At 53.3% G+C, this 26,860-nt stretch carries 27 protein-coding genes; 19 read left to right on the forward strand and 8 right to left on the reverse strand.

Annotated features, from left to right (window positions below):
• Positions 1-26 precede the first annotated feature (26 nt).
• Complete coding sequence (epd, locus tag IV433_RS06990) at positions 27-1,043, reverse strand: erythrose-4-phosphate dehydrogenase (RefSeq protein ID WP_101075335.1); 1,017 nt, start codon at positions 1,041-1,043, stop codon at positions 27-29.
• A gap of 497 nt (positions 1,044-1,540) precedes the next feature.
• Positions 1,541-3,535 carry a transketolase gene (gene tkt / locus IV433_RS06995; protein WP_195813869.1) on the reverse strand — a complete coding sequence of 665 codons (1,995 nt, stop codon included), beginning with the start codon at positions 3,533-3,535 and terminating at the stop codon, positions 1,541-1,543.
• A gap of 248 nt (positions 3,536-3,783) precedes the next feature.
• On the opposite strand from tkt, the gene loiP (IV433_RS07000) reads away from it, so the two are divergent.
• Complete coding sequence (gene loiP, locus IV433_RS07000) at positions 3,784-4,536, forward strand: metalloprotease LoiP (protein WP_152327750.1); 753 nt, start codon at positions 3,784-3,786, stop codon at positions 4,534-4,536.
• Between the two features lie 216 nt (positions 4,537-4,752).
• Positions 4,753-5,511: a metalloprotease LoiP gene (gene loiP / locus IV433_RS07005; RefSeq protein WP_195813868.1), complete on the forward strand. Its 759-nt coding sequence runs from the start codon at positions 4,753-4,755 to the stop codon at positions 5,509-5,511.
• Positions 5,512-5,628: 117 nt separating this feature from the next.
• Here the strand turns inward: loiP (IV433_RS07005) and speA are convergent, their stop codons facing one another.
• Complete coding sequence (gene speA / locus IV433_RS07010; protein WP_195813867.1) at positions 5,629-7,611, reverse strand: biosynthetic arginine decarboxylase; 1,983 nt, start codon at positions 7,609-7,611, stop codon at positions 5,629-5,631.
• A gap of 871 nt (positions 7,612-8,482) precedes the next feature.
• On the opposite strand from speA, the gene metK reads away from it, so the two are divergent.
• From metK to ruvX, 8 genes are all read left to right on the forward strand, one after another.
• The gene (metK, locus tag IV433_RS07015; protein ID WP_152327747.1) at positions 8,483-9,637 is read left to right on the forward strand and encodes a methionine adenosyltransferase; all 1,155 of its coding nucleotides are present in this window, start codon (positions 8,483-8,485) and stop codon (positions 9,635-9,637) included.
• Between the two features lie 414 nt (positions 9,638-10,051).
• Positions 10,052-11,446: a sugar porter family MFS transporter gene (locus IV433_RS07020; protein WP_195813866.1), complete on the forward strand. Its 1,395-nt coding sequence runs from the start codon at positions 10,052-10,054 to the stop codon at positions 11,444-11,446.
• A 75-nt stretch (positions 11,447-11,521) separates the two neighbouring features.
• Entirely contained in the window at positions 11,522-12,043 is a 522-nt protein-coding gene (locus IV433_RS07025; RefSeq protein WP_152327745.1) for a SprT family zinc-dependent metalloprotease, read from the forward strand.
• A gap of 93 nt (positions 12,044-12,136) precedes the next feature.
• Entirely contained in the window at positions 12,137-12,850 is a 714-nt protein-coding gene (gene endA, locus IV433_RS07030) for a deoxyribonuclease I (protein WP_195813865.1), read from the forward strand.
• A 100-nt stretch (positions 12,851-12,950) separates the two neighbouring features.
• Entirely contained in the window at positions 12,951-13,682 is a 732-nt protein-coding gene (gene rsmE, locus IV433_RS07035) for a 16S rRNA (uracil(1498)-N(3))-methyltransferase (protein ID WP_195813864.1), read from the forward strand.
• A gap of 11 nt (positions 13,683-13,693) precedes the next feature.
• On the forward strand, positions 13,694-14,644 hold the full coding sequence (gshB, locus tag IV433_RS07040) for a glutathione synthase (protein WP_152327742.1): 951 nt from the start codon (positions 13,694-13,696) through the stop codon (positions 14,642-14,644).
• A gap of 126 nt (positions 14,645-14,770) precedes the next feature.
• Positions 14,771-15,334: a YqgE/AlgH family protein gene (locus tag IV433_RS07045; protein ID WP_195813863.1), complete on the forward strand. Its 564-nt coding sequence runs from the start codon at positions 14,771-14,773 to the stop codon at positions 15,332-15,334.
• On the forward strand, positions 15,334-15,762 hold the full coding sequence (gene ruvX, locus IV433_RS07050) for a Holliday junction resolvase RuvX (protein ID WP_195813862.1): 429 nt from the start codon (positions 15,334-15,336) through the stop codon (positions 15,760-15,762). The genes IV433_RS07045 and ruvX overlap by 1 nt, the downstream gene beginning before the upstream one ends.
• Here ruvX and IV433_RS07055 read toward each other — a convergent pair.
• A complete protein-coding gene (locus IV433_RS07055) occupies positions 15,753-16,775 on the reverse strand; it encodes a type IV pilus twitching motility protein PilT (RefSeq protein WP_195813861.1) in 1,023 nt (340 codons plus the stop codon). The two genes, ruvX and IV433_RS07055, sit on opposite strands and share 10 nt — an antisense overlap.
• A gap of 22 nt (positions 16,776-16,797) precedes the next feature.
• Between IV433_RS07055 and IV433_RS07060 the strand changes: the two genes are divergently transcribed.
• The 6 genes from IV433_RS07060 to hemW all read left to right on the forward strand — a co-directional run bounded on the left by IV433_RS07060 (position 16,798) and on the right by hemW (position 21,054).
• Positions 16,798-17,517 (forward strand): YggS family pyridoxal phosphate-dependent enzyme, encoded by a 720-nt coding sequence (locus IV433_RS07060; RefSeq protein WP_195813860.1) that lies wholly within the window; start codon positions 16,798-16,800, stop codon positions 17,515-17,517.
• Between the two features lie 78 nt (positions 17,518-17,595).
• Complete coding sequence (gene proC / locus IV433_RS07065; protein ID WP_195813859.1) at positions 17,596-18,417, forward strand: pyrroline-5-carboxylate reductase; 822 nt, start codon at positions 17,596-17,598, stop codon at positions 18,415-18,417.
• Positions 18,418-18,438: 21 nt separating this feature from the next.
• Positions 18,439-18,993, forward strand: a complete 555-nt coding sequence (locus tag IV433_RS07070; RefSeq protein ID WP_104923215.1) for a YggT family protein — start codon at positions 18,439-18,441, stop codon at positions 18,991-18,993.
• Positions 18,978-19,283: a DUF167 family protein YggU gene (yggU, locus tag IV433_RS07075; protein WP_195813858.1), complete on the forward strand. Its 306-nt coding sequence runs from the start codon at positions 18,978-18,980 to the stop codon at positions 19,281-19,283. The genes IV433_RS07070 and yggU overlap by 16 nt, the downstream gene beginning before the upstream one ends.
• A 33-nt stretch (positions 19,284-19,316) precedes the next feature.
• The gene (locus tag IV433_RS07080) at positions 19,317-19,925 is read left to right on the forward strand and encodes an XTP/dITP diphosphatase (protein ID WP_195813857.1); all 609 of its coding nucleotides are present in this window, start codon (positions 19,317-19,319) and stop codon (positions 19,923-19,925) included.
• Positions 19,918-21,054, forward strand: a complete 1,137-nt coding sequence (hemW, locus tag IV433_RS07085) for a radical SAM family heme chaperone HemW (RefSeq protein ID WP_195813856.1) — start codon at positions 19,918-19,920, stop codon at positions 21,052-21,054. The genes IV433_RS07080 and hemW overlap by 8 nt, the downstream gene beginning before the upstream one ends.
• Positions 21,055-21,273: 219 nt before the next feature.
• Here the strand turns inward: hemW and IV433_RS07090 are convergent, their stop codons facing one another.
• From IV433_RS07090 to trmB, 4 genes are all read right to left on the reverse strand, one after another.
• Positions 21,274-22,008, reverse strand: coding sequence for a YggN family protein (locus IV433_RS07090; protein WP_195813855.1), 735 nt, complete (start codon positions 22,006-22,008; stop codon positions 21,274-21,276).
• A gap of 24 nt (positions 22,009-22,032) precedes the next feature.
• Positions 22,033-22,959: a glutaminase B gene (glsB, locus tag IV433_RS07095; protein ID WP_165059139.1), complete on the reverse strand. Its 927-nt coding sequence runs from the start codon at positions 22,957-22,959 to the stop codon at positions 22,033-22,035.
• A gap of 74 nt (positions 22,960-23,033) precedes the next feature.
• The gene (locus IV433_RS07100; RefSeq protein ID WP_195813854.1) at positions 23,034-23,360 is read right to left on the reverse strand and encodes a YggL family protein; all 327 of its coding nucleotides are present in this window, start codon (positions 23,358-23,360) and stop codon (positions 23,034-23,036) included.
• Positions 23,360-24,079 carry a tRNA (guanosine(46)-N7)-methyltransferase TrmB gene (gene trmB / locus IV433_RS07105; protein WP_195813853.1) on the reverse strand — a complete coding sequence of 240 codons (720 nt, stop codon included), beginning with the start codon at positions 24,077-24,079 and terminating at the stop codon, positions 23,360-23,362. Before trmB ends, IV433_RS07100 begins: the two co-directional genes overlap by 1 nt.
• A gap of 219 nt (positions 24,080-24,298) precedes the next feature.
• Here trmB and mutY point away from each other — a divergent pair, with 219 nt between their 5' ends.
• From mutY to mltC, 3 genes are all read left to right on the forward strand, one after another.
• Entirely contained in the window at positions 24,299-25,393 is a 1,095-nt protein-coding gene (mutY, locus tag IV433_RS07110) for an A/G-specific adenine glycosylase (protein ID WP_195813852.1), read from the forward strand.
• Positions 25,390-25,662 carry an oxidative damage protection protein gene (locus IV433_RS07115; protein ID WP_195813851.1) on the forward strand — a complete coding sequence of 91 codons (273 nt, stop codon included), beginning with the start codon at positions 25,390-25,392 and terminating at the stop codon, positions 25,660-25,662. The genes mutY and IV433_RS07115 overlap by 4 nt, the downstream gene beginning before the upstream one ends.
• A gap of 67 nt (positions 25,663-25,729) precedes the next feature.
• Complete coding sequence (mltC, locus tag IV433_RS07120; RefSeq protein ID WP_152327729.1) at positions 25,730-26,809, forward strand: membrane-bound lytic murein transglycosylase MltC; 1,080 nt, start codon at positions 25,730-25,732, stop codon at positions 26,807-26,809.
• The last annotated feature ends 51 nt before the right edge of the window (positions 26,810-26,860 follow it).

The following is a 26,860-nucleotide window of genomic DNA, read 5'->3' on the forward strand; positions in this document are numbered from 1 at the left end:
TCGGCCAGAAGGCCGGAACAGCCGTACTAGAAACCGCTCGCGGACATTGCCAATGTTGTATCTAACATTCGGTTGGCAAAACCCCACTCGTTATCGCACCAGACCAGTGTTTTTATCAGGTGCTGCCCACTTACCCGCGTCTGCGTTCCATCTACGATGGCGCTGTGGGGATCATGGTTAAAATCTGTCGAGACTAATGGTAGTTCGGTATAGTCAACTATACCACGAAAAGCGCCTGTTGCGGCCTTTTGCAGCAGCTGGTTCACCTCGTCTACCGTCACAGAACCCTCGACAAACACGCTCAGATCAATGGCTGTGACATTGATGGTTGGCACCCGCACGGAGATCGCTTCAAAGCGATCGCAGAACTTCGGCATGATGCGCGTGATCCCTGCGGCAAGTTTGGTATCGACCGGAATAATGGACTGGCTGGCGGCGCGCGTGCGGCGTAAATCCGCATGATAGGCGTCGATAACCGGCTGGTCATTCATTGAAGAATGGATGGTCGTTACCGTGCCGGACTCAATGCCAAAGGCATCGTCGAGCAGCTTGATCACAGGGATAATACAGTTGGTGGTGCAGGACGCATTGGACACAATGCGGTGCTGGCGTTCGAGCAACTCGTGGTTCACACCGTAAACCACTGTGGCGTCTAAATCATGACCGCCCGGATGCGCGAACAGAATCTTTTTGGCTCCCGCCGCAAGCTGCGTTTCACCGTCTTCCCGGCTGCCGTAAACGCCGGTGCAATCGAGCACCACGTCAATGCTCAGTTCGCCCCAGGGCAACTGGCTGGCATCAGGCTGATGGAGTAAACGGATGGAGTCATCGCCGACGTAAAGGTTTTCACCTTCCTGGCGGACATCCCAGGCAAAGCGCCCGTGGCTGGAGTCGTATTTGAGCAGATGAGCCATGCCTTCCGGGCTGGCAATTTCATTGATGGCAATGACGGAAATTTCCGCCCGACGCCCGGATTCGTATAACGCGCGCAATACGCTACGGCCAATGCGACCAAAGCCATTAATTGCAATACGTATTGGCATACATCTCCCTGTTACACGGTTGTTACTTAATATCAGTAACACCTATAGTAATGCAGCGTGCGTTTACGGTGAATCACCATCGTCATCTGCCCGCACGTTCAGTGCAGTAGAAAAATTTCAGTTTGCGGCACGTTAACAACCTGGTGACGATGTTAAGCTCAAATAGCCTGACTGAAACGGTTCAGCTGAGAATAAACCAAACTATGAACAAAAGGAATAATTCCCGGAATTTCGACGCGTTAATCTCGCCGATCGCTGAAAAAAACACCAGTAAATTCCGTGTGTTCACAGTGATTTTACTTTTTCATCACCTTTTCGACAGTGATTTTTCGCAAAAACTGACGGAATGAAACAGTTTCAGAATGCAGGAGTGTAGCGGAGAGCGGCGCAAAAGGGTTTGACCTGCGTCATTTCACGCGAAAATCAGAACAGAGCCCGAATTCAGGGCGAAAAAAAAGCACCCGAAGGTGCTTTTTTGAGATGACATCAGGGGCAGATTACTTCAGTAATGCCTGTGCCTGAGCCACAACGTTATCAACCGTGAAGCCGAACTCTTTGAACAGCAGCTCTGCCGGAGCAGATTCGCCGAAGCTGTGCATGCCCACGATAGCGCCGTTCAGGCCAACGTATTTGAACCAGTAATCAGCGATACCCGCTTCAACTGCCACGCGTGCAGAAACGGCTTTCGGCAATACAGATTCACGGTAAGCCGCGTCCTGTTTGTCGAAGGCGTCAGTAGAAGGCATGGAAACCACGCGCACTTTGGTGCCCACTGCGGCCAGTTTGTCTGCGGCTTCAACGGTGATCCCCACTTCAGAACCGGTCGCGATCAGAATCACTTCTGGCGTGCCGTCGCAATCTTTCAGGACATAACCACCACGTGCCACGTTCGCCAGTTGCTCAGCGGTACGCGGTTGTTGGGTCAGGTTCTGACGGGAGAAGATCAGGGTAACCGGGCCGTCATTACGTTCGATGGCGTATTTCCATGCCACCGCAGATTCGACCTGGTCAGCCGGACGCCATGTGCTCATGTTTGGCGTTACGCGCAGGCTGGCGATTTGCTCAACCGGCTGGTGCGTCGGGCCGTCTTCGCCCAGACCGATGGAGTCATGGGTGTAAACGAACACGTTACGGATCTTCATCAGTGCTGCCATACGCACGGCGTTACGCGCGTATTCAACAAACATCAGGAAGGTTGCGGAGTACGGCAGGAAACCACCGTGCAACGCGATACCGTTGGTGATCGCGGTCATACCGAATTCGCGCACACCGTAATGGATGTAGTTACCCGCCTGATCGTCGCCGATAGACTTAGAACCGGACCACATGGTCAGGTTGCTTGGCGCCAGGTCAGCGGAGCCGCCCAGGAATTCTGGCAACACTTTACCGAAAGCTTCCAGCGCGTTCTGAGACGCTTTACGGCTGGCGATGTTGGCAGGTTTTGCCTGCAACTCTTCGATAAATTTCTGTGCGTCGGTTTCCCAGTTAGCAGGCAATTCGCCGTTGATACGACGTTTGAACTCATTTGCCAGCTCAGGGTGCGCTTTAGCGTAAGCGGCGAATTTCTCATCCCATGCGGATTCTTTCGCTTTGCCGGCTTCTTTAGCATCCCACTGTGCGTAGATGTCTTGCGGGATTTCAAACGCAGCATATTTCCAGCCAAGAGCTTCGCGGGTGGCGGCCACTTCGGCTGCGCCCAGCGCTGCGCCGTGCACATCGTGAGTACCGGCTTTGTTCGGAGAACCGAAACCGATCACGGTTTTGCACATCAGCAGAGAAGGTTTGTCGGTGACTTTGTGCGCTTCTTCGATAGCCGCTTTGATGGAATCAGGGTTGTGACCATCAACGTGACGCACAACGTGCCAGCCGTAAGCTTCGAAACGGGCAGCGGTATCATCGGTGAACCAGCCTTCTACGTGGCCGTCGATGGAGATGCCGTTGTCATCATAAAACGCGGTCAGTTTGCCGAGTTTCATGGTACCGGCCAGAGAACACACTTCGTGAGAAATGCCTTCCATCATGCAGCCGTCGCCCAGGAACGCGTAAGTCTGGTGATCGACGATGTCATGACCTGGTTTGTTGAACTGCGCGCCCAGTGTACGTTCAGCAATCGCCATACCCACTGCGTTCGCAATGCCCTGACCCAGCGGGCCAGTGGTAGTTTCTACGCCAGGGGTATAACCGTATTCCGGGTGACCCGGAGTTTTGGAATGCAACTGACGGAAGTTCGCCAGCTCGCTGATTGGCAGGTCATAACCGGTGAGGTGCAGCAGGCTATAAATCAGCATAGAACCATGGCCATTGGACAGCACGAAGCGGTCGCGGTCAGCCCAGTTCGGGTTTGACGGGTTGTGGTTCAGGTAATCACGCCACAAGACTTCGGCAATGTCTGCCATGCCCATAGGGGCGCCAGGGTGGCCGGAATTCGCTTTCTGCACGGCGTCCATACTAAGTGCGCGGATAGCGTTCGCAAGCTCTTTACGAGAGGACATGTTCTACTCCAGGTCGGATTAAAAAAGCAGTCAAGAAAGTCATTTTCTCAGACTCGGCATTAAAACGGCAATCCTTAATCACTCTCGTGACTAAGTTCACAGAATTCGCTTTTAAATCAGTGCGTTTTTTCAGACTTACACTATAGATCGGGCGATCCCAAAAACCTATCTTAACGCTATTCTTACAATCAGAGCCTTTTTGAGGCTGTACTGACTTTATTATTAACGTTCTCCGGGAACCCAAACTGATGAAATTCCACCCCGTTTTGCTGAGTCTTTGCGCGGCCGCACTGGTCAGCGGTTGTTCAACCCTTAATACCGATACCTTAATGCAATCCGGCGCGCAGGCTTATCAGGCTTATACACTGAGCGACGCCGATGTAAAAACCCTGAGTGTTCAGTCCTGCGAAGAAATGGATAAAAAAGCGCAAATAGCACCAGAAAGCAGCGAATACGCGCAACGTCTGAAAAAAATCTCGGCGGCGCTGGGAGACAACATCAACGGCACGCCAGCCAACTACAAGGTGTATCTGACGAAAGACGTCAACGCCTGGGCGATGGCGAACGGCTGCATCCGCGTTTACAGCGGCCTGATGGATATGATGAACGACAACGAGGTTGAAGGCGTACTCGGCCACGAAATGGGCCACGTCGCGCTGGGGCACACCCGCAAAGCGATGCAGGTTGCCTACAGCGCCACGGCGGCGCGGACGGCAGTGGCGTCGCTGGGCGGCGTCAGCACCACGCTTTCGCAATCCCAGCTGGCCGATCTCGGTGAGAAATACGTTAACGCGCAGTTCTCGCAGAAACAGGAATCAGAAGCCGACGATTACTCTTTCGATCTGCTGAAGAAACGCGGGATAGATCCGACCGGGCTGGCGACCAGTTTTGAAAAACTGGCAAAACTGGATCAGGGAAGCAGCATTGGCTGGTTTGACGATCATCCGTCATCCGAAGCGCGTGCCAAACATATCCGCGATCGCATAGCTGCCGGTAATTAATTCCTTCCTGCATACAGATGCGCCCGCTAAAGGGCGCATTTTTTATTATCGGTATAAATGAAGCTTCCTAATTTTATTAAAAATCCATTATTCAGAAATTAATATCGCACAAAATCTGAAAATAACCTTTCATGAAGACTTTTCCTCGCTAAGTAAAAACGTTTCGTTATTCTTCCTGCGTTTTTATTTAATTTAACTATCAAAGGAAGATGGATTATGAATTTTCGCATAACTGCAATTGCATTAGGGATCACCGTATTATTAAGTGGTTGTCAGAACGGCGCGCTCAATACCGATGCCTTAATGAAATCCGGCTCAGATGCTTACAAAGCGGCCACGCTGACCGATCAGGATGTCATCAATATGACGGAAGGTTCCTGTAAAGCGATCGATGCAGAATCCCAAATTGCTTCATCAAAAAGCAAATACACAAAACGCCTGAATAAAATTGCCAAAAACCTCGGTAAAGACATCAATGGCAGACCGGCTAACTACAAAGTCTATCTCACCAGCGACGTCAACGCCTGGGCGATGGCAAACGGCTGCATCCGCGTGTACAGCGGCCTGATGGACATGATGACCGACGATGAAGTCGAAGGCGTACTGGGCCACGAAATAGGTCACGTCGCACTGGGTCACAGTAAAAAAGCCATGCAGGTGGCGTACAGCACTTCCGCCGCGCACAATGCAGCGGGTGCAGCCGGTGGCATTGCCGGACAACTTTCCAGCACACAGCTGGCCGATCTGGGTGAAGACCTGATTAACGCGCAGTTCTCTCAGAAACAGGAATCTGATGCTGATAATTATTCCTACGACTTGCTGAAAAAACGCAGCCTGCCGACCAAAGGGCTGGTTACTGCCTTTGAGAAACTGGCAAAAATGAGCGGTGGCAGTGAGAAGAGTTTATTCAGCTCTCATCCACCTTCTCAGGAGCGCGCAGATAATATTAAAAAGCGTATCGCTGAAGATAAATAATCGCGAGATAAATTCGTTATTTATATTCCCAACAATAGAATATTCATAACCTAAATAATAAAGGCACCCGAAGGTGCCTTTATTTTATCTGTCATTCAGGGCTAAAAACCGGCGCCCTTATTCGTCTTCTTCCAGATACGTATAACCGTATAAACCGGATTCAAACTCTTCCACAAACTGAGCCTGCAGTTCCGCATCCAGATCGGTTTCTTTTACCTGATCACGGAAACGGGTCAGCAGCACATTCGGGTCAAGCTGCACGTATTCGAGCATATCGGCCACGGTGTCGCCTTCGTCAGACTGCTGCACTTCAATGCTGCCGTCAGGGAACACAAACACGTCCACTGCCGCGGTATCGCCGAACAGGTTGTGCATGTTGCCGAGAATTTCCTGATACGCGCCAACCATGAAGAAGCCCAGCACCGGCGGGTTCTCAGGATCATACGGAGGCATCGGCATGGTGGTCGCCACGCCGTCACCGTCGATGTAGTGATCGATAGTCCCGTCGGAATCACAGGTAATATCCAGCAGCACCGCACGGCCAACCGGCGGTTTGTCCAGCCCTTCCAGCGGCAGAACCGGGAACAGCTGATCGATACCCCACGCATCAGGCATGGACTGGAACAGCGAGAAGTTCACGTACAGCTTATCGGCCATACGTTCCTGCAATTCGTCGATGATCGGACGGTGCGCGCGGTTGCTTGGATCCAGCTGATCCTGAATTTTATTACAAATATTCAGGTAGATATCTTCCGCCCAGGCGCGCTGAGTCAGATCCAGAATACCGTGTGCGTAGGCCGAATGGACGTCGTGCAAGTCCATCTGGCTATCGTGCAACCATTCGCGCAGTGAGCGGCGGTTTTCCGGATCGTGCATTTCATTCCAGGTATCCCACATGCTGCCAAGCGCGCGTGGTGCATCATCTTCCGGCGCAACCGGCTCTTTGAACTCGTTGCGCTCAACGCCAATCACGTTGGAGACCAGCACGGTGTGATGCGCCGTGACGGCGCGGCCGGATTCCGTGATCACCGTCGGGTGCGGAAGACCGTGCTCATTACAGGCATCACCGATACCCCAGATGACGTTGTTAGCGTATTCGTTCAGGCCGTAGTTCACGGAGCAATCGGACTGAGAACGCGTCCCTTCGTAATCCACGCCCAGACCGCCGCCTACGTCGAAGCACTGAATATTGACGCCCAGTTTGTGCAGCTCAACATAGAAGCGCGCCGATTCACGCACACCGGTTGAGATGTCGCGGATATTCGCCAGCTGCGAACCGAGGTGGAAATGCAGAAGTTGCAGGCTTTCCAGACGCCCTGCTTCACGCAGCATTTCGACCAGTTGCAGAACCTGAGAAGCCGCCAGACCAAACTTGGACTTTTCGCCACCGCTGGACTGCCATTTACCGGAACCCTGCGAAGACAGGCGCGCACGCACACCCAGACGCGGGATGACGTTCAGACGTTCAGCTTCTTCCAGCACCAGTTTAATCTCGGTCATTTTCTCGATAACCAGATAAACCTTGTGACCGAGTTTCTCGCCGATCAGCGCCAGGCGAATGTATTCGCGGTCTTTATAACCGTTACAGACGATAACGGAACGGGTCATTCCGGCGTGAGCCAGAACCGCCATCAGTTCCGCTTTTGAACCCGCTTCCAGGCCCAGCGGTTCGCCGGACTCGACCAGAGACTCAATCACGCGGCGATGCTGGTTAACCTTGATCGGATAAACCAGGAAATAGTCACCCTCATAACCGAACGATTCACGTGCGCGCTTGAACGCGGCGTTAATCGAACGCAGACGGTGTTGCAGAATTTGTGGGAAACAGAACAAGGCTGGCAGACGCTGACCGTCCTGCTCGCGCATGTCTTTCACCAGTTGCGCCAAATCGACACGGGCAGAAGGCTCGTCTGGATCCGGGCAAACACTGATGTGGCCCAGTTCATTGACGTCAAAATAGTTGTTACCCCAATAGGCAACGTTGTAAGTGCGCAGCATTTTGCTGGCATCACGATCGTTCACGGCAACCTCCTGCATGGAGCGCAAAGAAACAGTATCGCCCGGTTGTGACGGACGGTGGGACTGGATGTCATCAGACATAGGTAAATCCTCTTTCTATACTGACAACATGGCCAGCCACTATCGCAGTAACAACAGGTGAGAACAACCCGCAAGGCTGGCTTTCAGACAGGATAAAACCCTGCGAGCCACAGCCATGGGACTGTTTTTCACTCATATCATTGTAAAACACGTTTTTAGACTCCGTGTAACGAGTCGGAAGAAATCAGGGGAAATCACCCCGGAAGTCGCAGGCTACATCAGTTATATGTCGGGAATACGATCCCGGTTTTACTGAGTAGCGTACAGATGTCGGCGACTGACCTGTCTGTAGTCAGGCTGTCTGTAACATCGCAGAGAGGGCAGACATTTCTCTGAAAGAAGGTCCGCTGAAAGAAGTGCTGCAAGGCGCATTAAAGGCTGCAGGGGATGCTGTTGAAATGTAACAACCGGTAAAAAGTGGGTCATTAACCTAACCACCTCCACACGTGCCACGCATCACCCGCGGGCATTCGAGCTGAGAAAACAGTAATCACTGGAATACGCTGGGATCTACAGTCTCTATAAATATGTACAGCGCGCGCCGTTTATACCGGCAACCTGCTGAAATTGCAAAATGAAAATGACGTCCGGATTGTTTCTATGCGTGAATATCACTGCAAACCCGCACAATAACGCCATGTTCGTCACAAAAATGACTGGCTTTCAGCACAGGTGCTATCCTAAAATAGCCGTCCAGATGTTAATCCGTCCGTAGCAATTTTAGGGATTAATGCGCAAACTGCTTTAAGGCTTTGCCTAATGGGGACATGCAGGACGCATTGTGACAATGACGAGCTGTGCTCCTCATCTGCCCGTCTCCCCGGTGCTATGCAGTGATATCTAACCCGTCGTATGTAAGGTAAAGAACATAATGGCTAAACACCTCTTCACGTCCGAATCTGTTTCAGAAGGACATCCTGATAAAATTGCAGACCAGATTTCTGACGCAGTACTGGACGCAATTTTAGAGCAAGACCCGAAAGCACGTGTTGCATGTGAAACTTATGTCAAAACCGGCATGGTCCTGGTTGGCGGTGAAATCACCACCAGCGCATGGGTCGACGTTGAAGAAATCACGCGTCAGACCGTTCGCGAAATTGGCTATATCCATTCTGACATGGGTTTCGATGCCAACTCTTGTGCCGTTCTGAGCGCTATTGGTAAGCAATCTCCGGATATCAATCAGGGCGTTGACCGCACTGACCCGCTGGAACAAGGCGCGGGCGACCAGGGTCTGATGTTTGGTTATGCTACCAACGAAACCAGCGTTCTGATGCCAGCTCCGATCACTTACGCACACCGTCTGGTGCAGCGTCAGGCTGAAGTACGTAAATCAGGCACCCTGCCATGGCTGCGTCCTGATGCGAAAAGCCAGGTCACTTTCCAGTATGACGAAGGCAAAATCGTTGGCATCGATGCCGTTGTGCTGTCCACTCAGCACGCTGAAGACATTGCGCTGAAAGATTTGCAGGAAGCGGTGATGGAAGAAATCATCAAACCTGTACTGCCAGCAGAATGGCTGAACGCCAGCACCAAATACCACATCAACCCGACTGGCCGTTTCGTTATCGGTGGCCCGATGGGCGACTGCGGTCTGACCGGACGTAAAATCATCGTTGATACCTACGGCGGCATGGCCCGTCACGGCGGCGGCGCGTTCTCAGGCAAAGATCCGTCGAAAGTTGACCGCTCTGCTGCTTACGCTGCACGTTATGTGGCGAAAAACATCGTGGCAGCCGGTCTGGCTGACCGTTGTGAAATCCAGGTGTCTTACGCCATCGGCGTGGCTGAACCGACTTCCATCATGGTGGAAACCTTCGGTACGGGTAAAGTTTCTAACGAACAGCTCACCCTGCTGGTGCGCGAGTTCTTCGACCTGCGTCCATACGGCCTGATTCAGATGATGGATCTGCTGCACCCGATCTACAAAGAAACCGCTGCATACGGTCACTTTGGTCGCGAACATTTCCCATGGGAAAAAACCGACAAAGCGGCTCAGCTGCGCGAAGCTGCCGGCCTGAAATAAGTTTTTCAGACTGTTCTGCACTGAAACCCTGCCCTTGCGGCGGGGTTTTTTATTGCCTGTTTTTAGGGGATTAGCAGGGAATGAATAGGGATGGAATCTGATTTTTGAATACTAGTGAAAACGGTTACAGATAATAACTTGTTATAAATTAATAGATTATTTTAATTATTAAAAATGTGTCACATAATTTTGATTGATATAAATCAATTTATGGGCTATTACTCTGCATGAAAGCCCCTTCCCTGCTGCATATCTCATTGAAACCCTTACCGAACAACATTCCCGATGACACCTATAAGTGTAAACGATTACAACACTGTGACCGGGTTCACGTTAAGCTGTGTACAGGGTAAATAACATAACAGCCTAAGCATTATTACAAACTCAAAACGATTGCATTATTTTGGAGACCGGATGAACAACTCAACTTCGACCAAAGGAAAACGCTCAAACAAAAGCGTCACTTTCTTTGTGTGTTTTCTCGCTGCGCTTGCCGGACTGTTGTTCGGTTTAGATATCGGCGTCATCGCTGGTGCCCTTCCGTTTATCAGCCATGATTTTCAAATCACCAGCCACCAGCAGGAATGGGTCGTCAGCTCCATGATGTTTGGTGCCGCCGTCGGTGCTGTCGGCAGTGGCTGGATGAACTTCCGCATTGGCCGTAAATACAGCCTGATGATTGGCGCGATCCTGTTCGTTGTCGGTTCCCTGTGCTCCGCCTTTGCGCCAAACACAGAAATTCTGATTATTGCCCGCGTCCTGCTGGGTCTGGCGGTCGGCGTCGCGTCTTACACGGCGCCAATCTATCTGTCAGAAATTGCACCGGAAAAAATCCGCGGCAGCATGATTTCCATGTACCAGCTGATGATCACCATCGGTATTCTGGCGGCGTACCTGTCTGATACCGCATTCAGCTACACCGGCGAATGGCGCTGGATGCTGGGCGTTATCATCATCCCCGCCCTGCTGCTGCTGATTGGCGTGTTCTTCCTGCCGGACAGCCCGCGCTGGCTGGCCGCACGCGGTGACGATGGCAAAGCCCGCCGGGTTCTGGAAAAACTGCGTGATTCCAGCGAACAGGCGAAACGTGAGCTGGATGAAATCCGTGAAAGCCTGAAAGTAAAACAAAGCGGCTGGGGTCTGTTCACTAACAACAAAAACTTCCGCCGTGCGGTTTATCTCGGCATCCTGTTGCAGGTCATGCAACAATTCACCGGCATGAACGTCATCATGTATTACGCACCGAAAATCTTCGGCATTGCCGGTTTCGCCAGCACTTCTCAGCAGATGTGGGGCACGGTCATTGTTGGTCTGGTTAACGTTCTGGCGACCTTCATCGCCATCGGTCTGGTTGACCGCTGGGGCCGTAAACCGACCCTGAAACTGGGCTTCCTGGTTATGGCCGTCGGTATGGGCGTGCTCGGAACAATGCTGCACATTGGCGTTGTATCAGATGCCGCGAAATACTTCTCTATCGCGATGCTGCTGATGTTCATCGTCGGTTTTGCGATGAGTGCCGGTCCGCTGATCTGGGTTCTGTGTTCTGAAATTCAGCCGCTGAAAGGCCGTGATTTCGGTATCACCGTTTCCACCGCGACCAACTGGATTGCCAACATGATCGTGGGCGCAACCTTCCTGACCATGCTCGACAGCCTCGGCAACGCCAACACCTTCTGGGTATACGCAGCGCTGAACGTTGTGTTCATCTTCATCACCATTGCGCTGATCCCTGAGACCAAAAACGTCTCCCTGGAACACATCGAACGCAACCTGATGAAAGGTGAAGCACTGCGCGACATCGGTAAGTAAGCCCGCCATTCCTCCCCTGCAAAGGGGAGGTATTCAATATTGCATCTCGCTTCCCACAGATTTATCCTTCGCCTGATGAAAACCTCACGCCTTCCCATCGCCCTGCAACAAGCCGTCATGCGCTGCCTGCGGGAAAAACTCCAGATGGCAAATCAGTTTTTTGGCACCGATTACGCGGAGCCGGAAATCACATATCAGCAACGCGGCACCAGCGCGGGCAGCGCGTACCTCCAGCACTGGCAAATCCGTCTTAACCCCGTCTTGCTGATGGAAAACCAGCAACCTTTTATTGATGAAGTGGTTCCGCACGAGCTGGCACATTTGCTGGTTTACCGGCGTTTCGGGCGGGCACCGGCTCCGCACGGTAAAGAATGGCGCTGGATGATGGAGCACGTGCTGGGCGTTTCGGCCAGCCGGACGCACAAGTTCGAAGTCGCCTCCGTGCAAAGTAAAACGTACCCGTATCTGTGCGCCTGCCGTGACCATCAGCTGACGGTTCGCCGCCACAATAAGGTGATGCGTAAAGAGTCGGAATACCGCTGCCGGCATTGCGGCGAGTTGTTACGCTTTAACGCTAAAGGCACCGCTAACTGCTGATTTTTCAATCACTAAATAGCCATATTGTCTGATTGTCACACCGCTTCGCATCCGTTACCCTTGCGACCTTTTACACTCGGGCTATTCGGAAACATGTTTCGTAAAACACTTTTATCCTTTCTGTTTATCGGTGCTCTGGCACCGCTGAGCGCTGTCAGCCAGTCTGGCAACGCCATCAATAACTTCACTCAGGCCAAAGCGGCAGCAATCAAAATCAATCAGGGTGCGCCGACGTTTTACTGCGGCTGTGACATCAGCTGGCAGGGAAAAAAAGGGACACCGGATCTGAAATCCTGCGGCTATGAAGTCCGCAAAAGCGAGCAACGTGCCAACCGTATTGAATGGGAACACGTTGTGCCCGCCTGGCAATTTGGTCACCAGATGCAATGCTGGCAGGATGGCGGACGTAAAAACTGTGCGAAAAGCGCCGACTATCGCCAGATAGAAACGGATTTGCACAACCTCGAACCGGCTATCGGCGAAGTGAACGGCGATCGCAACAACTTCATGTACAGCCAGTGGAACGGCGGTGAAGGCCAGTACGGCAAATGCGGGATGAAAATCGACTTCAAAGCCAAAGCCGCCGAGCCGCCAGCCCGTGCGCGCGGCGCCATCGCCCGCACCTATTTCTACATGCGCGATCAGTACAAACTGAATCTGTCACGCCAGCAAACTCAGCTGTTTACCGCCTGGGATCGCCAGTATCCGGTCACCGCCTGGGAATGCGAACGCGACAACCGTATTGCGAGTGTGCAGGGAAATCATAATCCGTACGTTCAGCAGGCTTGCGCGCAAAGAAAAAGCTAACTTAGTATTAAACTCATCATCAGAGCACATTAGTTCGCGACAATGCGGGCTAATGTCGCCAAAATAACCCCTCTCAAGACTTTAAGGACAGCAGCCTCACATGCGCATACCTCGCATTTATCACCCTGAACCGTTAACCGCGCACAGCGAAATTGCGCTCAGTGAAGATGCCGCGAATCACGTCGGGCGCGTTCTGCGCATGCAGCCTGGTCAGGTCATTCAGCTTTTTGACGGCAGTAATCAGATCTTCGACGCCAGCATTACGCAGGTGGATAAGAAGAACGTGCGCGTCAGCCTGGGCGAAGGCGTGCTGTCAGACAATGAATCGCCGCTGAATCTGCATCTCGGCCAGGTGATTTCACGCGGCGAGAAGATGGAATTCACCATTCAGAAATCCATCGAGCTGGGCGTGAATACGATTACGCCGCTGTTTTCCGAACGCTGTGGCGTGAAACTGGACGGTGAGCGTCTGGAAAAGAAATTGCAGCAGTGGCAGAAAATCGCCATTGCCGCCTGCGAGCAGTGTGGCCGAAACCGCATTCCGGAAATTCGTCCGGTCATGCAGCTGGAAGCCTGGTGCGCCGAGCAGGACGACAGCCTGAAGCTGAACCTGCATCCTCGCGCCAGCCACAGCATCAATACCCTGCCGCTGCCGGTGAATCATGTTCGCCTGCTGATCGGTCCGGAAGGCGGTTTATCCGCCGACGAAATTGCAATGACCTCCGGTTACGGATTTACTGATATCCTGCTGGGACCCCGTGTTCTGCGTACAGAAACTACAGCACTCACCGCGATAACGGCCTTACAGGTCCGTTTCGGCGATCTGGGTTAAGAGGAGACCAAATGATCAAGCTTGGCATCGTGATGGACCCGATTTCTTCCATCAACATCAAAAAAGACACCAGTTTCGCAATGTTGCTCGAAGCGCAGAGTCGTGGCTACGAGCTGCATTACATGGAAATGAATTCCCTGTATCTGCGCGGCGGCGAAGGCCGTGCGACCACCAAAAAGCTCAGCGTGAAGCAAGATTACGACGGCTGGTATGAATTCGGCACCGAACAGGATATCGCCCTGCAGGAGCTCGACGTGATCCTGATGCGTAAAGATCCGCCGTTCGATACCGAATTTATTTATGCCACTTACATCCTTGAACGCGCCGAAGAAAAAGGCACGCTGATCGTTAACAAACCGCAGAGCCTGCGCGACTGTAACGAAAAGCTGTTCACCGCCTGGTTCCCGGAACTGACGCCGGACACGCTGGTAACACGCAACGCGGCGCAGCTGAAAGCGTTCCATAAAGAACATACCGATGTGATCCTCAAGCCGCTCGACGGCATGGGCGGCGCATCAATCTTCCGCCTGAAACCGGAAGACGCGAACGTTTCCGTTGTCATCGAAACGCTGACCGAGCACGGCAGCCGTTTCTGTATGGCGCAGAACTATCTGCCTGCCATTAAAGACGGCGACAAACGCGTTCTGGTTGTCGACGGCGAACCCGTGCCTTACTGCCTGGCGCGTATTCCTGCACAAGGTGAAACCCGTGGCAATCTGGCTGCCGGTGGCCGCGGTGAAGCACGTCCGCTGAGCGAAAGCGACTGGGCGATTGCCCGCACCGTGGCACCAATCCTCAAGCAAAAAGGCCTGATTTTTGTCGGTCTGGATATCATCGGCGATCGCCTGACCGAAATTAACGTCACCAGCCCGACCTGTGCGCGTGAAATCGAAGCCGCATTCCCGATTTCCATCACCGGTATGCTGATGGACGCTATCGAAAAGCGTCTGGCTGCACGCTGATCACACAATACCGTCATTAACGGGTTATCCGCTCTGCCGGATAGCCCGCTTTTTTTGATGACGCTGCCGTAATAAACTGGCTTGTCTGATTTTGTTTCTATTTTGAGGTTAAACATCCTACATACCATGAATCTACAACATCACTTTCTTATTGCGATGCCCGGACTGGACGAACCCCAGTTCAAACGTTCGGTCGTGTATATCTGCGAACATAATGAAGACGGCGCAATGGGTCTGGTGATTAATAAACTGGTCGAAGATTTCACCGTCGAAAATGTGCTCGATAAACTCGATATCAGCCCTGAGCCACGCGATCCGACGATCCGCCTCGACCGTCCGGTATTTTCCGGCGGCCCTCTGGCAGACGATCGTGGTTTTATTTTGCATACGCCGCGTGAAGGTTTTGGTTCCAGTATCCGGATTTCAGACTGCACCATGATCACCACCTCCAAAGACGTTCTCGAAACGCTGGGCACGCCTGACCAGCCGAAAAATGTGCTGGTGGCGCTAGGGTATGCGGCCTGGGAACAGGGGCAGCTGGAGCAGGAATTGCTGGAAAACTCATGGCTGACCATTGAAGCGAGCAGCGACATTCTGTTCCACACTCCGATTGCAGACCGCTGGCGTGAAGCCGCGAAAATGATCGGCGTGGATGTCAGCCAGCTCGCCACCCACGCAGGGCACGCATAATGGGTAACCGCACAGTCTTCGCCTTCGACTTCGGCACGAAAAGCATCGGCCTTGCGATCGGTCAGGAAGTCACCGGCACGGCGCGCCCGCTGACGTCGTTTAAAGCGCAGGACGGCACGCCGGACTGGCAGAAGATCGAAAAGCTGCTGAAAGAATGGCTTCCGGATCTCGTCGTGGTTGGCCTGCCGCTGAACATGGACGGCACAGAACAGCCGCTGACGGCGCGTGCGCGAAAGTTTGCCAACCGTCTGCATGGCCGTTTTGGCGTTCAGGTGGAGCTGCATGATGAACGTCTGAGCACCGTTGAAGCCCGCGCGGATTTGTTTGACCGTGGCGGTTTTCGCGCGCTGGACAAAGGCAGCGTGGACGCGGCTTCGGCGGTCATCATTCTGGAAAGCTGGTTCGAGAAACAATGGAGTCAGTCCTGATCCGCAGCCAGTAACCCGGCGCTTTGCCGCTGCTGGCGGCTCTGCGCAAATGTCTGCATTCCGGCCTGTGCGCCGGTTTGCAGCACATCCGCCAGCTGATGCGTTTTCCCCTCGCGGATCAGATTGCACACGCCCGGCGTTGATGTCAGCACTTCAAACAATGCCACCCTTCCGCCCTGCTGTGCCTCCGTCGCTTTCGTTACCGCCAGCTTTTGGGCAATCACCGCCCGCAAACTGCCTGCCAGCTGTGCCCGGACAAACGCCTTTTCTTCTGCGGGAAAAACATCGACCAGCCGGTCAATCGCCTGCGTGGCATTGCGCGTATGCAAGGTTGCCAGCACCAGATGCCCGGTTTCTGCCGCGGTCAGCGCCAGCCGGATACTTTCGGTATCACGCAGTTCACCCAGCAGCAACACATCCGGATCCTCACGCAGGGCACCGCGCACGGCCTCAGAGAAAGAACGCGTATGCTGCCCCAGCTCACGCTGCTGGATCAGGCAACGACGGCTGGTATGAATTAGTTCAATGGGATCCTCAAGCGTAATGATGTGCCGCGCCGTATGCAGGTTGAGATGATCAATCAGCGCCGCCAGCGTGGTGGATTTCCCGCTGCCGGTCGCGCCGGTAACCAGAATCAAGCCATCCTCCTGCATAATCAGCCGCTGCAAAACGTCAGGCGCGTGAAGCGTGGTCAGATCCGGGCAATGCGCCGGAATGGGTCTCAGCGCCGCGGAAAGCCCGTGCCATTGCTGAAAAATGTTGAGACGCATCCGCACGCCCGCCCCGAGCGTCAGCGCTTTATCCACCTGTCCGGCCTGATGCAGACAGGCAAGCTGCGCGGTATCCAGCCACTGCTGGCTGAGTGCCTGCATCACCGACGCCTTCACAACCGGCATATCTTCACAGCGGCATAATTCGCCATCAATGCGTAACATTGGCGGATAGCCGGTACAAAGGTGCAGATCAGAGGCATTTTGCTTTACACTACGCCCCACTAATCCATCAATATCCATGTTGAAATCCTCCCGAGTCCTTATGAGCCTGAGTCAGCAAAACGCTATTGAGCAGAACTTACAGAATGTCCGCGAGAAAATCGCAGCCGCTGCACAGCTTTGCGGCAGGTCTCCAGAAGAAGTTACTTTGCTTGCAGTCAGCAAAACGAAACCTGCGAGCGCTGTCGAAGAAGCTATCGCCGCCGGGCAGTTTGCCTTCGGTGAAAACTACGTGCAGGAAGGCGTAGATAAAATTGCCCACTTAGCCGGGCATCAGCCTGCGCTCACCTGGCATTTCATCGGGCCATTGCAATCAAACAAAAGCCGCCTGGTGGCCGAGAATTTCGACTGGTGCCATACGATTGACCGTCTGAAAATCGCCCAGCGCCTCAATGAACAGCGCCCGGCTGATTTAGCGCCATTGCAGGTTTTGATTCAGGTGAATATCAGCGATGAAGCCAGTAAATCCGGTATTGCGCTGGAAGACGTTGCGGAGCTGGCGGCGCAAATCATGGCGATGCCTAACCTGAATCTGCGCGGCCTGATGGCAATTCCGGCGGCAGAAACCGACTACGCGCGCCAGCTGGACGTTTTCAGCCAGATGCGCGACGCACTGAAGGCATTGCAGGTCATTTGCCCGCAGGCGGATACGCTTTCAATGGGCATGACTGACGATATGCCGGCAGCCATTGCGGCGGGCAGCACCATGGTGCGTATCGGGACGGCGATTTTTGGTGCCCGCGATTACAGCGCCAAACAGTAACCTCTGCGATGCAGTAAACTGTTTTAAATCATCAATAAATGACTTACTTATCCCCTGTTCTGACAGCAAGGAGCACCAATGCAACATCGTAAACTCTGTTTTATCGGCGCCGGTAACATGGCAGGCGCGATTATTGCGGGTCTGGTCGAAAGCGGCTATCCGGCAAATCTGGTCAGCGTTTGTGCCCCTTCCACCACGCACCGCGACGCGCTGGCTGAAAAATATGGCGTAAAAAGCAGCAGCGATAACAGCGACTGCGCAAAAGACGCTGATGTGGTGGTACTTTCTGTAAAACCACAAATGATGGCCGATGTATGTAAAGCACTGCAAAAAGACGTGGATTTTAGCGGCAAGCTGGTACTGTCGATTGCCGCAGGCGTCAGCGTGGCGCGTTTCTGCGAGCTGCTGGGCGATAATCTGAACATTGTGCGTATTATGCCTAACACGCCGTCTCTGGTCGGAAAAGGCATGAGCGGTTTGTTCGCGCCAGAACAGGTTTCACAGGCTGACCGCGATTACAGCGGCGAGCTGATGACTGCCGTCGGCAAAGTGTGCTGGGTCGATACCGAAGAAGGCATCAACCATATTATTGCAGCCGCGGGCAGCGCACCGGCGTATTTCTTCCTGTTTATGGAAGCGATGCAGGCTGAAGCGCAGCGTTTAGGCTTTAGTGCAGAAGCGGCGCGGATGCTGGTGGAACAGGCTGCAAGCGGGGCGACTGCGCTGGTCGCCGCCAGCCCGGACACGCCATTGTCACAACTTCGTGAGAATGTGACGTCCAAAGGCGGCACGACGTTTGAAGCACTGAAAGTTTTCACCGATCGTAAATTACCGGAGATTGTCTCCGAAGCCATGCAGGCCGCCATTACCCGCGCACAGGAAATGGAAAAACAGTTTTAACATACTTAGATAAGGCAATTTATGCTGACCAATTTGTTAGTCATGGTAATTAATACTTACGCAATGATTTTGCTTCTCCGCATCTGGATGCAGTGGGCGCGGACAGATTTTTATAATCCGTTATCCCAGTTTGTCGTGAAAGTGACACAGCCGGTTATCCGTCCGCTTCGCCGGGTGATCCCGCCGCTGGGGCCGATTGACAGCGCGTCATTGCTGATTGCGTTCCTGCTGCTGACGCTCAAATACCCGCTGATGGAGCTGATTATCAGCGGCGGGATTTCACTGAGCCTGGTGAATTTGCTGGCGGGTCTGGTTTCGTTAATCAAAACCGCAGGCTCGCTGATTTTCTGGGTTGTGATTATCCGCTCCCTGCTGAGCTGGGTGACTCAGGGTCGTGGCCCGATGGATTATCTGCTGATGCAGTTAACCGAACCGCTGATGGGGCCGATTCGCCGCATCTTACCCGCGCTGGGTGGCATCGATTTTTCAGGCATGATTATCGTGATTATTCTTTATATTCTCGATAATTTCTTCGCGAACTTAAATTACATCGGAACATTATGGCAGTTGCCGTAAATCCGGTGAGCTGGCAGTCCGACGCGCTGGTTTTGCGGTTGATTATTCAGCCCAAAGCCAGCCGCGACAGCCTGGTCGGTTTGCATGGCGACGAATTCAAAGTCGCCATCACCGCGCCACCGGTGGACGGTCAGGCCAACACGCATCTGGTGAAATTTCTCGCCAAACAGTTTAAAGTCGCCAAAAGTCAGATAAGCATTGAAAAGGGCGCGCTGGGCCGCCATAAACAAGTCCGCATTATGAATCCGCAAAATATCCCGACCGAGGTCGCGGTACTGCTCGCTGAATAAACTCATTTCAGATGGTCTTCAGGACGTTATTTTATGCAAAAAGTCGTATTGGCTACCGGCAACGCCGGTAAAGTCCGTGAACTCGCACATCTTCTGGCCGATTTCGGGCTGGACGTCGTCGCACAAACCGAACTCGGCGTTGAATCCGCTGACGAAACCGGCCTGACGTTCATTGAGAACGCCATTCTCAAAGCCCGCCACGCGGCGGCAGAAACCGGTTTACCGGCTGTGGCCGATGACTCCGGCCTGGCCGTTGATTTTCTGGGCGGCGCGCCGGGGATTTATTCCGCGCGTTATGCGGGTGTTGATGCCAGCGATCAGCAAAATCTCGACAAACTGCTCGTTGCGTTGAAAGACGTGCCGCAGGGCCAGCGCAACGCACAATTCCATTGCGTTCTGGTTTACATGCGCCACGCAGAAGACCCGACGCCGCAGGTATGTCACGGCAGCTGGCCAGGTGAAATTGCCTTTGCAGAAGCCGGTGAAGGCGGTTTTGGCTACGACCCGATTTTCTTCGTTCCGGAACTGGGCAAAACAGCCGCAGAGCTGACGCGTGAAGAAAAAAGCGCGGTATCGCACCGTGGTCAGGCGTTGAAACTGCTGCTGGCGGCGATGAAAGAGGCTGTACAGAAGAATGCGTAAGTTGCCGCCGCTGAGTCTCTACATTCATATTCCGTGGTGCGTGCAAAAATGCCCTTACTGCGATTTCAACTCGCATGCGTTAAAGGGAGAAGTGCCGCACGACGACTATGTCGCGCATCTGCTGGCCGATTTGGATGCAGATTTGCATCTGGCCGCTGGCCGTAGCGTAGGGACAATTTTTATCGGCGGCGGAACCCCAAGTCTGCTGAGCAGCGAAGCGATGCAAAACCTGCTCGACGGCGTACGCGCGCGTTTACCTCTCGATGCCAGTGCGGAAATCACCATGGAAGCCAATCCGGGTACCGTCGAAGCAGACCGCTTCAGCGGCTATCAGCGCGCCGGTGTGAACCGCATTTCAATTGGTGTGCAAAGTTTCGATGCGCAAAAACTGGAGCGTCTGGGGCGTATTCACGGGCCGGAAGAAGCAAAACGCGCCGCCCATCTGGCGACCGGCCTGAATTTGCGCAGTTTTAATCTGGATCTGATGCACGGTTTACCGGATCAGACACTCGAAGAAGCGCTGGACGATTTGCGTCAGGCTATCGCACTGAATCCGCCGCATTTATCGTGGTATCAGCTGACTATCGAGCCTAATACGATGTACGCCTCACGTCCGCCAACGTTGCCGGATGACGACGCGTTGTGGGATATCTTTGAGCAAGGCGATCAACTGCTGACGGCCGCCGGTTATCAGCAATACGAAACGTCTGCCTATGCTAAACCCGGCTATCAGTGCCAGCATAATCTCAACTACTGGCGCTTCGGGGATTATCTCGGCATCGGTTGCGGCGCGCACGGCAAGCTGACACAGCCCGACGGGCAGATCCTGCGCACGGTCAAAACCAAGCATCCGCGGGGTTATATGCAGGGACGTTACATGGATAAACAGCATCCGGTGGAAACTGTAGATTTGCCGTTTGAATTCTTCATGAACCGCTTTCGTCTGCTCGAAGCCGCACCACGCGAAGAGTTTGGGTTGTATACCGGGCTGGATGAATCGGTTATCCGCGCGCAGCTCGATGAAGCTATCAGCAAAGAATATCTGCTGGAAACCGAAACGCACTGGCAGATCACCCGCAAAGGCAAACTGTTCCTGAATTCACTGCTGGAATTGTTTTTGGGTGAGTAAATCGGATAGCAAAAAGCCGCCCCGAAGGGCGGCTCCTGAAGTGCTCAGTACTGGCCTATGCAGCGAGGCTAAATTGGGTATAATATCGCCGCTGTTGGAGTGCTGGCTTTCGCGATATTCACGAAAGTAGAATCCTGGGAGATGTAGCGCTAACTGCTTTTCCCAACAAAAAAACCGCTTAATTGCGGTTTTTTTGTTTCTGAATTTTGAGGAAGGAAATTACTGCTTCAAATCCGCCAGCAAGGTTTTGTGCTGAGTATCCAGCGCGGTGACGCGTTTACAGACATCGTCGCCGAAGGCTTTGAATTCTTTTTCCTGTTTGTTCCACTCTTCCTGTACGGCCTGTTGCAGACCGCCAAGATTGCCCATCATTGCCTGCAACGGATTGCCGCCGCTTGTGGCTTGTTTCAGGCCCATCTCGTTGATGCTGTCTTGCATCACGCCGCCCATGGTTTGTTCCATCAGCTTCTGACCGTTCTGTTTCACCTGTTCTACGGCTTTATGGTGGAAGGTCAGGCCATCCTGGCGATGCTCGATGATGAGATTCATCTGCTCTTTAAGCTGCTTGTCGAGCGTCACCAGACGGTTACGAACATTGCTGTCGCTGCCCAGTTTGTTAACGATCACACGGTCCACGGCGACGCGGCCTTTTTCCAGATGCGCGGTGGCACCCTGATCAATCCACGGCAAATCGCGACGCAGCGAGGCCTGATAATCGATCGCTTCCTGGCGCTGTTTCGCGCTCAGGGTGAGGTCTTTTCCATTGAGAGTCACGTTGCCGTTTGGCGTGATCAACAAGTCACCGCTGTTACCTACAACCTGCACGGTCTGCGGTTTGATGATCACATCTTCTTTCGGCTGCACGGCGCACTGATAATCCGCCTGCGCACTCCACGCTGTCAGCGCCAGCAAGGCCGCTACGGATGCTTTAACAAATCCAGTTTTTACTAACATGTACTCTCCCTTAAGACAGCAAACTCAAAAAATTGAACGGCCAATACGTTGCGCCAGTAATTCTAAGGCAGCGATACCTGCCAAAGAGTTCCCTGCCGCATCAAGTTCCGGCGACCAGACAGCGATACACATCTCTCCCGGCACGATAGCAATAATGCCGCCACCGACACCGGACTTGCCTGGCATGCCGACGCGGTATGCGAATTCACCGGCACCGTCGTACATGCCGCTGGTTACCATCATTGCGTTAATCTGTCGCGCCTGACGGGCATCAATCAGCGGCTGCTCATTGCCCAGCGGATGGCCCTTGTTCGCAAGATAAACGAACGTCCGCGCCAGTTCCTCACAACTCATGCGCAATGCGCAATAGTGGAAATAGGTGTGCAACACAGTGATGACGTCGTTATCGAAATTGCCGAAAGATTTCATCAGGTAAGCGATGGCGGCGTTGCGATCGGAATGATCGAATTCAGAACGCGCAACGTGCCGATCGTAGTTGAGATCGGCCGAACCGGCCAGCTGACGCACCACTTCCAGCATTCTTTGCTTGGGCGCAGTCAGACGAGTTTGCAGCATATCGCAAACCACCAGAGCACCGGGGTTAATAAACGGATTGCGCGGTTTCCCCTGTTCCAGCTCAAGCTGAACCAGCGAGTTAAACGGCTGGCCGGAAGGCTCTTTGCCCACGCGTTGCCAGATTTCGCTTTCCTGATAGCGGGTCAGCGCCAGCGTCAGGCTGAGCACTTTAGAAATCGACTGGATTGAGAACCGGGTATTGGCATCACCGGCACGAAAGATTTCCCCTTTCGTGGTACACACGGCAATCCCCAGATGATCAGGGCTGACTTCTGCCAGTGCGGGAATATAGTCGGCGACTTTGCCGCGGCCAATCAGCGGCCTGACCTGCGCAAGAATATCTTCCAGCAAACTGTTATCGAGCTCGGTACCCAACGTCCTTCCTCCAGATGTAACAAAGGTGCCGGAAAGGCACCTTTAAAAGATTCAGTGTTCAACTGCTGGCAGAATCAATCCCACCAGATATCGAACAGGTCTGAAACCTCAACGTCTTCCATTTTCTGGTCTTCTAACCATTTTTTCACCTGCGCACGATGGTCGTCGGTGCAGTGACCGATTTCCTGCAGGCAAACCAGGCCTTCCCATTGCAGATAGCCACTGCCGTCAAAGGCCAGTTTGTTTGGCTCTATCACACCGTCAATGAACTTATCCAGTGATTCGTCGATGGTTTCAACCGGAGTACCTTCCGGGAAACGCCATTTTACAGAGAAGCCCAGTTCCTGGAACTCTGCAATGTGTAACTTCTTACGTAAACGACGACTGCGATTCTTAGCCATTATTGCTTCCTCTCAAACATCAGATCCCATACGCCGTGGCCTAAACGCTGGCCACGCATTTCGAACTTGGTTACCGGGCGCGATTCCGGGCGCGGTACATAGTTGTTTTCCTGCGACAGGTTTGCCCAGCTTTCGAGACTGGTCATCACCTCAAGCATGTGTTCTGCATACGGCTCCCAGTCGGTTGCCATATGGAATACGCCACCCACTTTCAGCTTCCTGCGCAGTTTCTCAACGAATTCAGGCTGCACGATACGGCGCTTATTATGACGCGCTTTATGCCACGGGTCAGGAAAGAATAGCTGCACCATGTCGAGCGAGCCATCCGGAATCATTTTTTCCAGCACTTCGACCGCATCGTGACACATCACGCGCAGGTTGCTGACGCCCTCTTCGTGCGCGGTCGCCAGACAGGCACCGACGCCCGGTGAGTGGACTTCAATGCCGATAAAGTTCTGGTCCGGGTTCTGTTTCGCCATCGTGACCAGCGAGGTGCCCATCCCGAAACCGATTTCCAGCACAACAGGTGCGGAACGACCGAATAAGGTATCAATTGCCAGAGTTTCCGGCTGAAACTCCACGCCCATCACCGGCCAGAAGTTGTCCAGCGCAAACTGCTGGCCTTTGGTCAGACGGCCCTGACGGCGGACAAAGCTGCGGATACGGCGCATCGCGCGACCGTTCTCATCGAACTCCGGAGAAATGACGTCGTTTTTCATGGTGTTTCCACTCCGTTACGCAAGACGCGGTATTCGGTCACTGCTGTATTTTGGTCATTAACTGTTAAGAATGGCGCATTATCCAAACTTACTCCCGATTAGCAAGGCTTGCGGGCAGGAAATCCGTCAATACAGTGCGGAAAGTTCCGGTTTACAGCCAGACGGGAACTGTGATGTGATCAGCCCCGTCTTTTAACCCTGCCGGACTGTAATTCACCCATGATGGAAGCCTCCACTTTTTCGCCGCTGGTGCTCGACTGGTATCAGCGCTATGGCCGTAAAACGCTGCCGTGGCAAATCGCCAAAACGCCTTATAAAGTCTGGCTTTCAGAAGTGATGTTGCAGCAAACGCAGGTCGCGACCGTTATTCCTTATTTCGAACGGTTTATGGAACGCTTCCCGACGGTGTCCGATCTCGCCGCCGCCCCGCTCGATGAAGTGCTGCATCTGTGGACCGGCCTGGGTTATTACGCCCGCGCGCGTAACCTGCACAAAGCGGCGCAAACTATTGCCACTCAGCACAATGGCGTGTTTCCGACTACTTTTGATGAAATTCTCGCGCTGCCGGGCATTGGTCGTTCGACCGCAGGCGCCGTATTGTCGCTGGCGCTGAACCAGCACTTTCCCATTTTAGACGGTAACGTGAAGCGCGTGCTGGCCCGGTGTTATGCCGTTGACGGCTGGCCGGGCGAGAAGAAAACTGAAAACCGTTTGTGGAAGATAAGCGAAGACGTCACGCCCGCTGAAGGCGTCGCGCAGTTTAATCAGGCGATGATGGATTTAGGCGCGATGGTCTGCACCCGCAGCAAACCAAAATGCGAACTTTGCCCGGTGAAATCCGGTTGCGAAGCCTACGCACATCACAGCTGGGCAAAATATCCGGGTAAAAAACCCAAGACGACGCTGCCGGAAAAAACTGCCTTTATGCTGATGATTCAGCAGGACGATAAAGTCTGGCTGGAGCAGAGGCCTCCGGTGGGCCTGTGGGGCGGTTTATTCTGCTTCCCGCAATTCGCGACAGAAGAAGAACTGGCGCAGGGGCTTCAAAAATACGGTGTTACGCAAAATCAGTTGCAGCAGCAGACCGCTTTTCGCCACACTTTCAGCCATTTCCATCTGGATATCGTCCCGATGTGGTTAAATCTGCGAACGACAGCGGGTTGCATGGATGAAGGTGCGGGTCTCTGGTATAACTTAGCGCAACCACAACAGGTCGGGCTGGCCGCGCCGGTCGAGCGTTTGCTGACCTCTCTGGCAAAACAGGCCGATGGCAAAAAACCGTCCCAACAGAATGATCATAAGGAATTAGCATGAGCAGAACGATTTTTTGTACTTTTCTGAAACGCGATGCCGAAGGACAGGACTTCCAGCTTTATCCGGGTGAGATCGGCAAACGTATTTTCAACGAAATTTCGAAAGAAGCCTGGTCACAGTGGATGACCAAACAAACCATGCTGATCAATGAAAAGAAACTCAGCATGATGAACCCGGACGACCGCAAACTGCTGGAACAGGAAATGATTAATTTCCTGTTTGAAGGTCAGGATGTTCATATTGAAGGCTATACCCCGCCTTCAAAATAACGTTCAGGAACAGAAATTTAGGCAGGCTCGTGCGCGGCCTGCTTCTTTCACCAGAAATGGTTTTCAGATGAAGAAAATTTTAGCTTTGCTGGTTATCGCACCGATGCTGATTTCCTGCTCCGGCAGTAAAAAAAACCAGTTCGACGAAGCTTTCGTAAAAGACACCAACGGATTCGATATTCTGATGGGGCAGTTCGCTCATAACATCGAAAATATCTGGGGTATGAATGAAGTCCTGATTGCGGGTCCGAAGGACTACGTAAAGTATAGCGATCAGTATTACACCCGCAGCCACATCAACTTTGATGCGGGTACCATCACGATTGAAACCATTTCCGGCACCGATCCGGCCGCGAGCCTGCGTCAGGCGATCGTCAGCACCTTACTGGTGGGCGATGATCCGGGCAATGTTGACCTCTATTCCGACGCCAACGATATCCAGATCAGCCGTGAGCCGATGCTTTACGGGCAGGTTCTCGACAACACCGGGCAGCCTATCCGCTGGGTCGGCCGTGCCAACAGCTTTGCCGATTATCTGGTGCAAAACAAACTGATGCGCCGCCAGTCCGGCATGCATATCATTTATTCCGTCACGATCCAGATGGTGCCCAACCACCTGAATCAGCGTGCGCATAAATATCTGCCGATGATCCGCGAAGCCTCCGCCAAATACGGCGTCGATCAGTCGCTGATCCTGGCAATCATGCAAACCGAATCCGCCTTTAACCCGTATGCGGTCAGTAACGCCGATGCGCTGGGCCTGATGCAGGTTGTGCAGCATTCCGCCGGGGTTGACGTCTTTAAATCCGAAGGCAAGTGGGGCAAACCGAGCCGAAGCTATCTGTTTGATCCGCAGAACAATATCAATACCGGCACCGCGTATCTGGCGATGCTGCAAACGACGTATCTCGGGAACATCAGTAACCCGACGTCGCGCCGTTACGCCGTGATCACGGCCTACAATGGCGGTGCAGGCAGCGTGCTGCGCGTGTTCTCACAGAACAAAACGCAGGCGTTCAACATCATCAACAACATGGCACCGGGCGATGTCTATACCACGCTGACCACCAAACATCCGTCAGCCGAATCGCGCCGCTATCTGTACAAAGTGAATAACACGCAGCGCAGCTATCGTCGCGTAGACTGATGTGATTGCAGTACAAAAAAACGGAGGCCAGCTGGCCTCCGTTCTCATTTC

The organism is Rahnella laticis (genome assembly GCF_015644585.1).
GTDB classification, from domain to species: Bacteria; Pseudomonadota; Gammaproteobacteria; order Enterobacterales; family Enterobacteriaceae; genus Rahnella; species Rahnella laticis.

Coding starts and splice junctions, on each gene's coding strand:
- epd (WP_101075335.1), bottom strand. CDS start 1,043: ATGCCAATACGTATTGCAATTAATGGCTTTGGTCGCATTGGCCGTAGC.
- tkt (WP_195813869.1), bottom strand. CDS start 3,535: ATGTCCTCTCGTAAAGAGCTTGCGAACGCTATCCGCGCACTTAGTATG.
- loiP (WP_152327750.1), top strand. CDS start 3,784: ATGAAATTCCACCCCGTTTTGCTGAGTCTTTGCGCGGCCGCACTGGTC.
- loiP (WP_195813868.1), top strand. CDS start 4,753: ATGAATTTTCGCATAACTGCAATTGCATTAGGGATCACCGTATTATTA.
- speA (WP_195813867.1), bottom strand. CDS start 7,611: ATGTCTGATGACATCCAGTCCCACCGTCCGTCACAACCGGGCGATACT.
- metK (WP_152327747.1), top strand. CDS start 8,483: ATGGCTAAACACCTCTTCACGTCCGAATCTGTTTCAGAAGGACATCCT.
- IV433_RS07020 (WP_195813866.1), top strand. CDS start 10,052: ATGAACAACTCAACTTCGACCAAAGGAAAACGCTCAAACAAAAGCGTC.
- IV433_RS07025 (WP_152327745.1), top strand. CDS start 11,522: ATGAAAACCTCACGCCTTCCCATCGCCCTGCAACAAGCCGTCATGCGC.
- endA (WP_195813865.1), top strand. CDS start 12,137: ATGTTTCGTAAAACACTTTTATCCTTTCTGTTTATCGGTGCTCTGGCA.
- rsmE (WP_195813864.1), top strand. CDS start 12,951: ATGCGCATACCTCGCATTTATCACCCTGAACCGTTAACCGCGCACAGC.
- gshB (WP_152327742.1), top strand. CDS start 13,694: ATGATCAAGCTTGGCATCGTGATGGACCCGATTTCTTCCATCAACATC.
- IV433_RS07045 (WP_195813863.1), top strand. CDS start 14,771: ATGAATCTACAACATCACTTTCTTATTGCGATGCCCGGACTGGACGAA.
- ruvX (WP_195813862.1), top strand. CDS start 15,334: ATGGGTAACCGCACAGTCTTCGCCTTCGACTTCGGCACGAAAAGCATC.
- IV433_RS07055 (WP_195813861.1), bottom strand. CDS start 16,775: ATGGATATTGATGGATTAGTGGGGCGTAGTGTAAAGCAAAATGCCTCT.
- IV433_RS07060 (WP_195813860.1), top strand. CDS start 16,798: ATGAGCCTGAGTCAGCAAAACGCTATTGAGCAGAACTTACAGAATGTC.
- proC (WP_195813859.1), top strand. CDS start 17,596: ATGCAACATCGTAAACTCTGTTTTATCGGCGCCGGTAACATGGCAGGC.
- IV433_RS07070 (WP_104923215.1), top strand. CDS start 18,439: ATGCTGACCAATTTGTTAGTCATGGTAATTAATACTTACGCAATGATT.
- yggU (WP_195813858.1), top strand. CDS start 18,978: ATGGCAGTTGCCGTAAATCCGGTGAGCTGGCAGTCCGACGCGCTGGTT.
- IV433_RS07080 (WP_195813857.1), top strand. CDS start 19,317: ATGCAAAAAGTCGTATTGGCTACCGGCAACGCCGGTAAAGTCCGTGAA.
- hemW (WP_195813856.1), top strand. CDS start 19,918: ATGCGTAAGTTGCCGCCGCTGAGTCTCTACATTCATATTCCGTGGTGC.
- IV433_RS07090 (WP_195813855.1), bottom strand. CDS start 22,008: ATGTTAGTAAAAACTGGATTTGTTAAAGCATCCGTAGCGGCCTTGCTG.
- IV433_RS07100 (WP_195813854.1), bottom strand. CDS start 23,360: ATGGCTAAGAATCGCAGTCGTCGTTTACGTAAGAAGTTACACATTGCA.
- trmB (WP_195813853.1), bottom strand. CDS start 24,079: ATGAAAAACGACGTCATTTCTCCGGAGTTCGATGAGAACGGTCGCGCG.
- mutY (WP_195813852.1), top strand. CDS start 24,299: ATGATGGAAGCCTCCACTTTTTCGCCGCTGGTGCTCGACTGGTATCAG.
- IV433_RS07115 (WP_195813851.1), top strand. CDS start 25,390: ATGAGCAGAACGATTTTTTGTACTTTTCTGAAACGCGATGCCGAAGGA.
- mltC (WP_152327729.1), top strand. CDS start 25,730: ATGAAGAAAATTTTAGCTTTGCTGGTTATCGCACCGATGCTGATTTCC.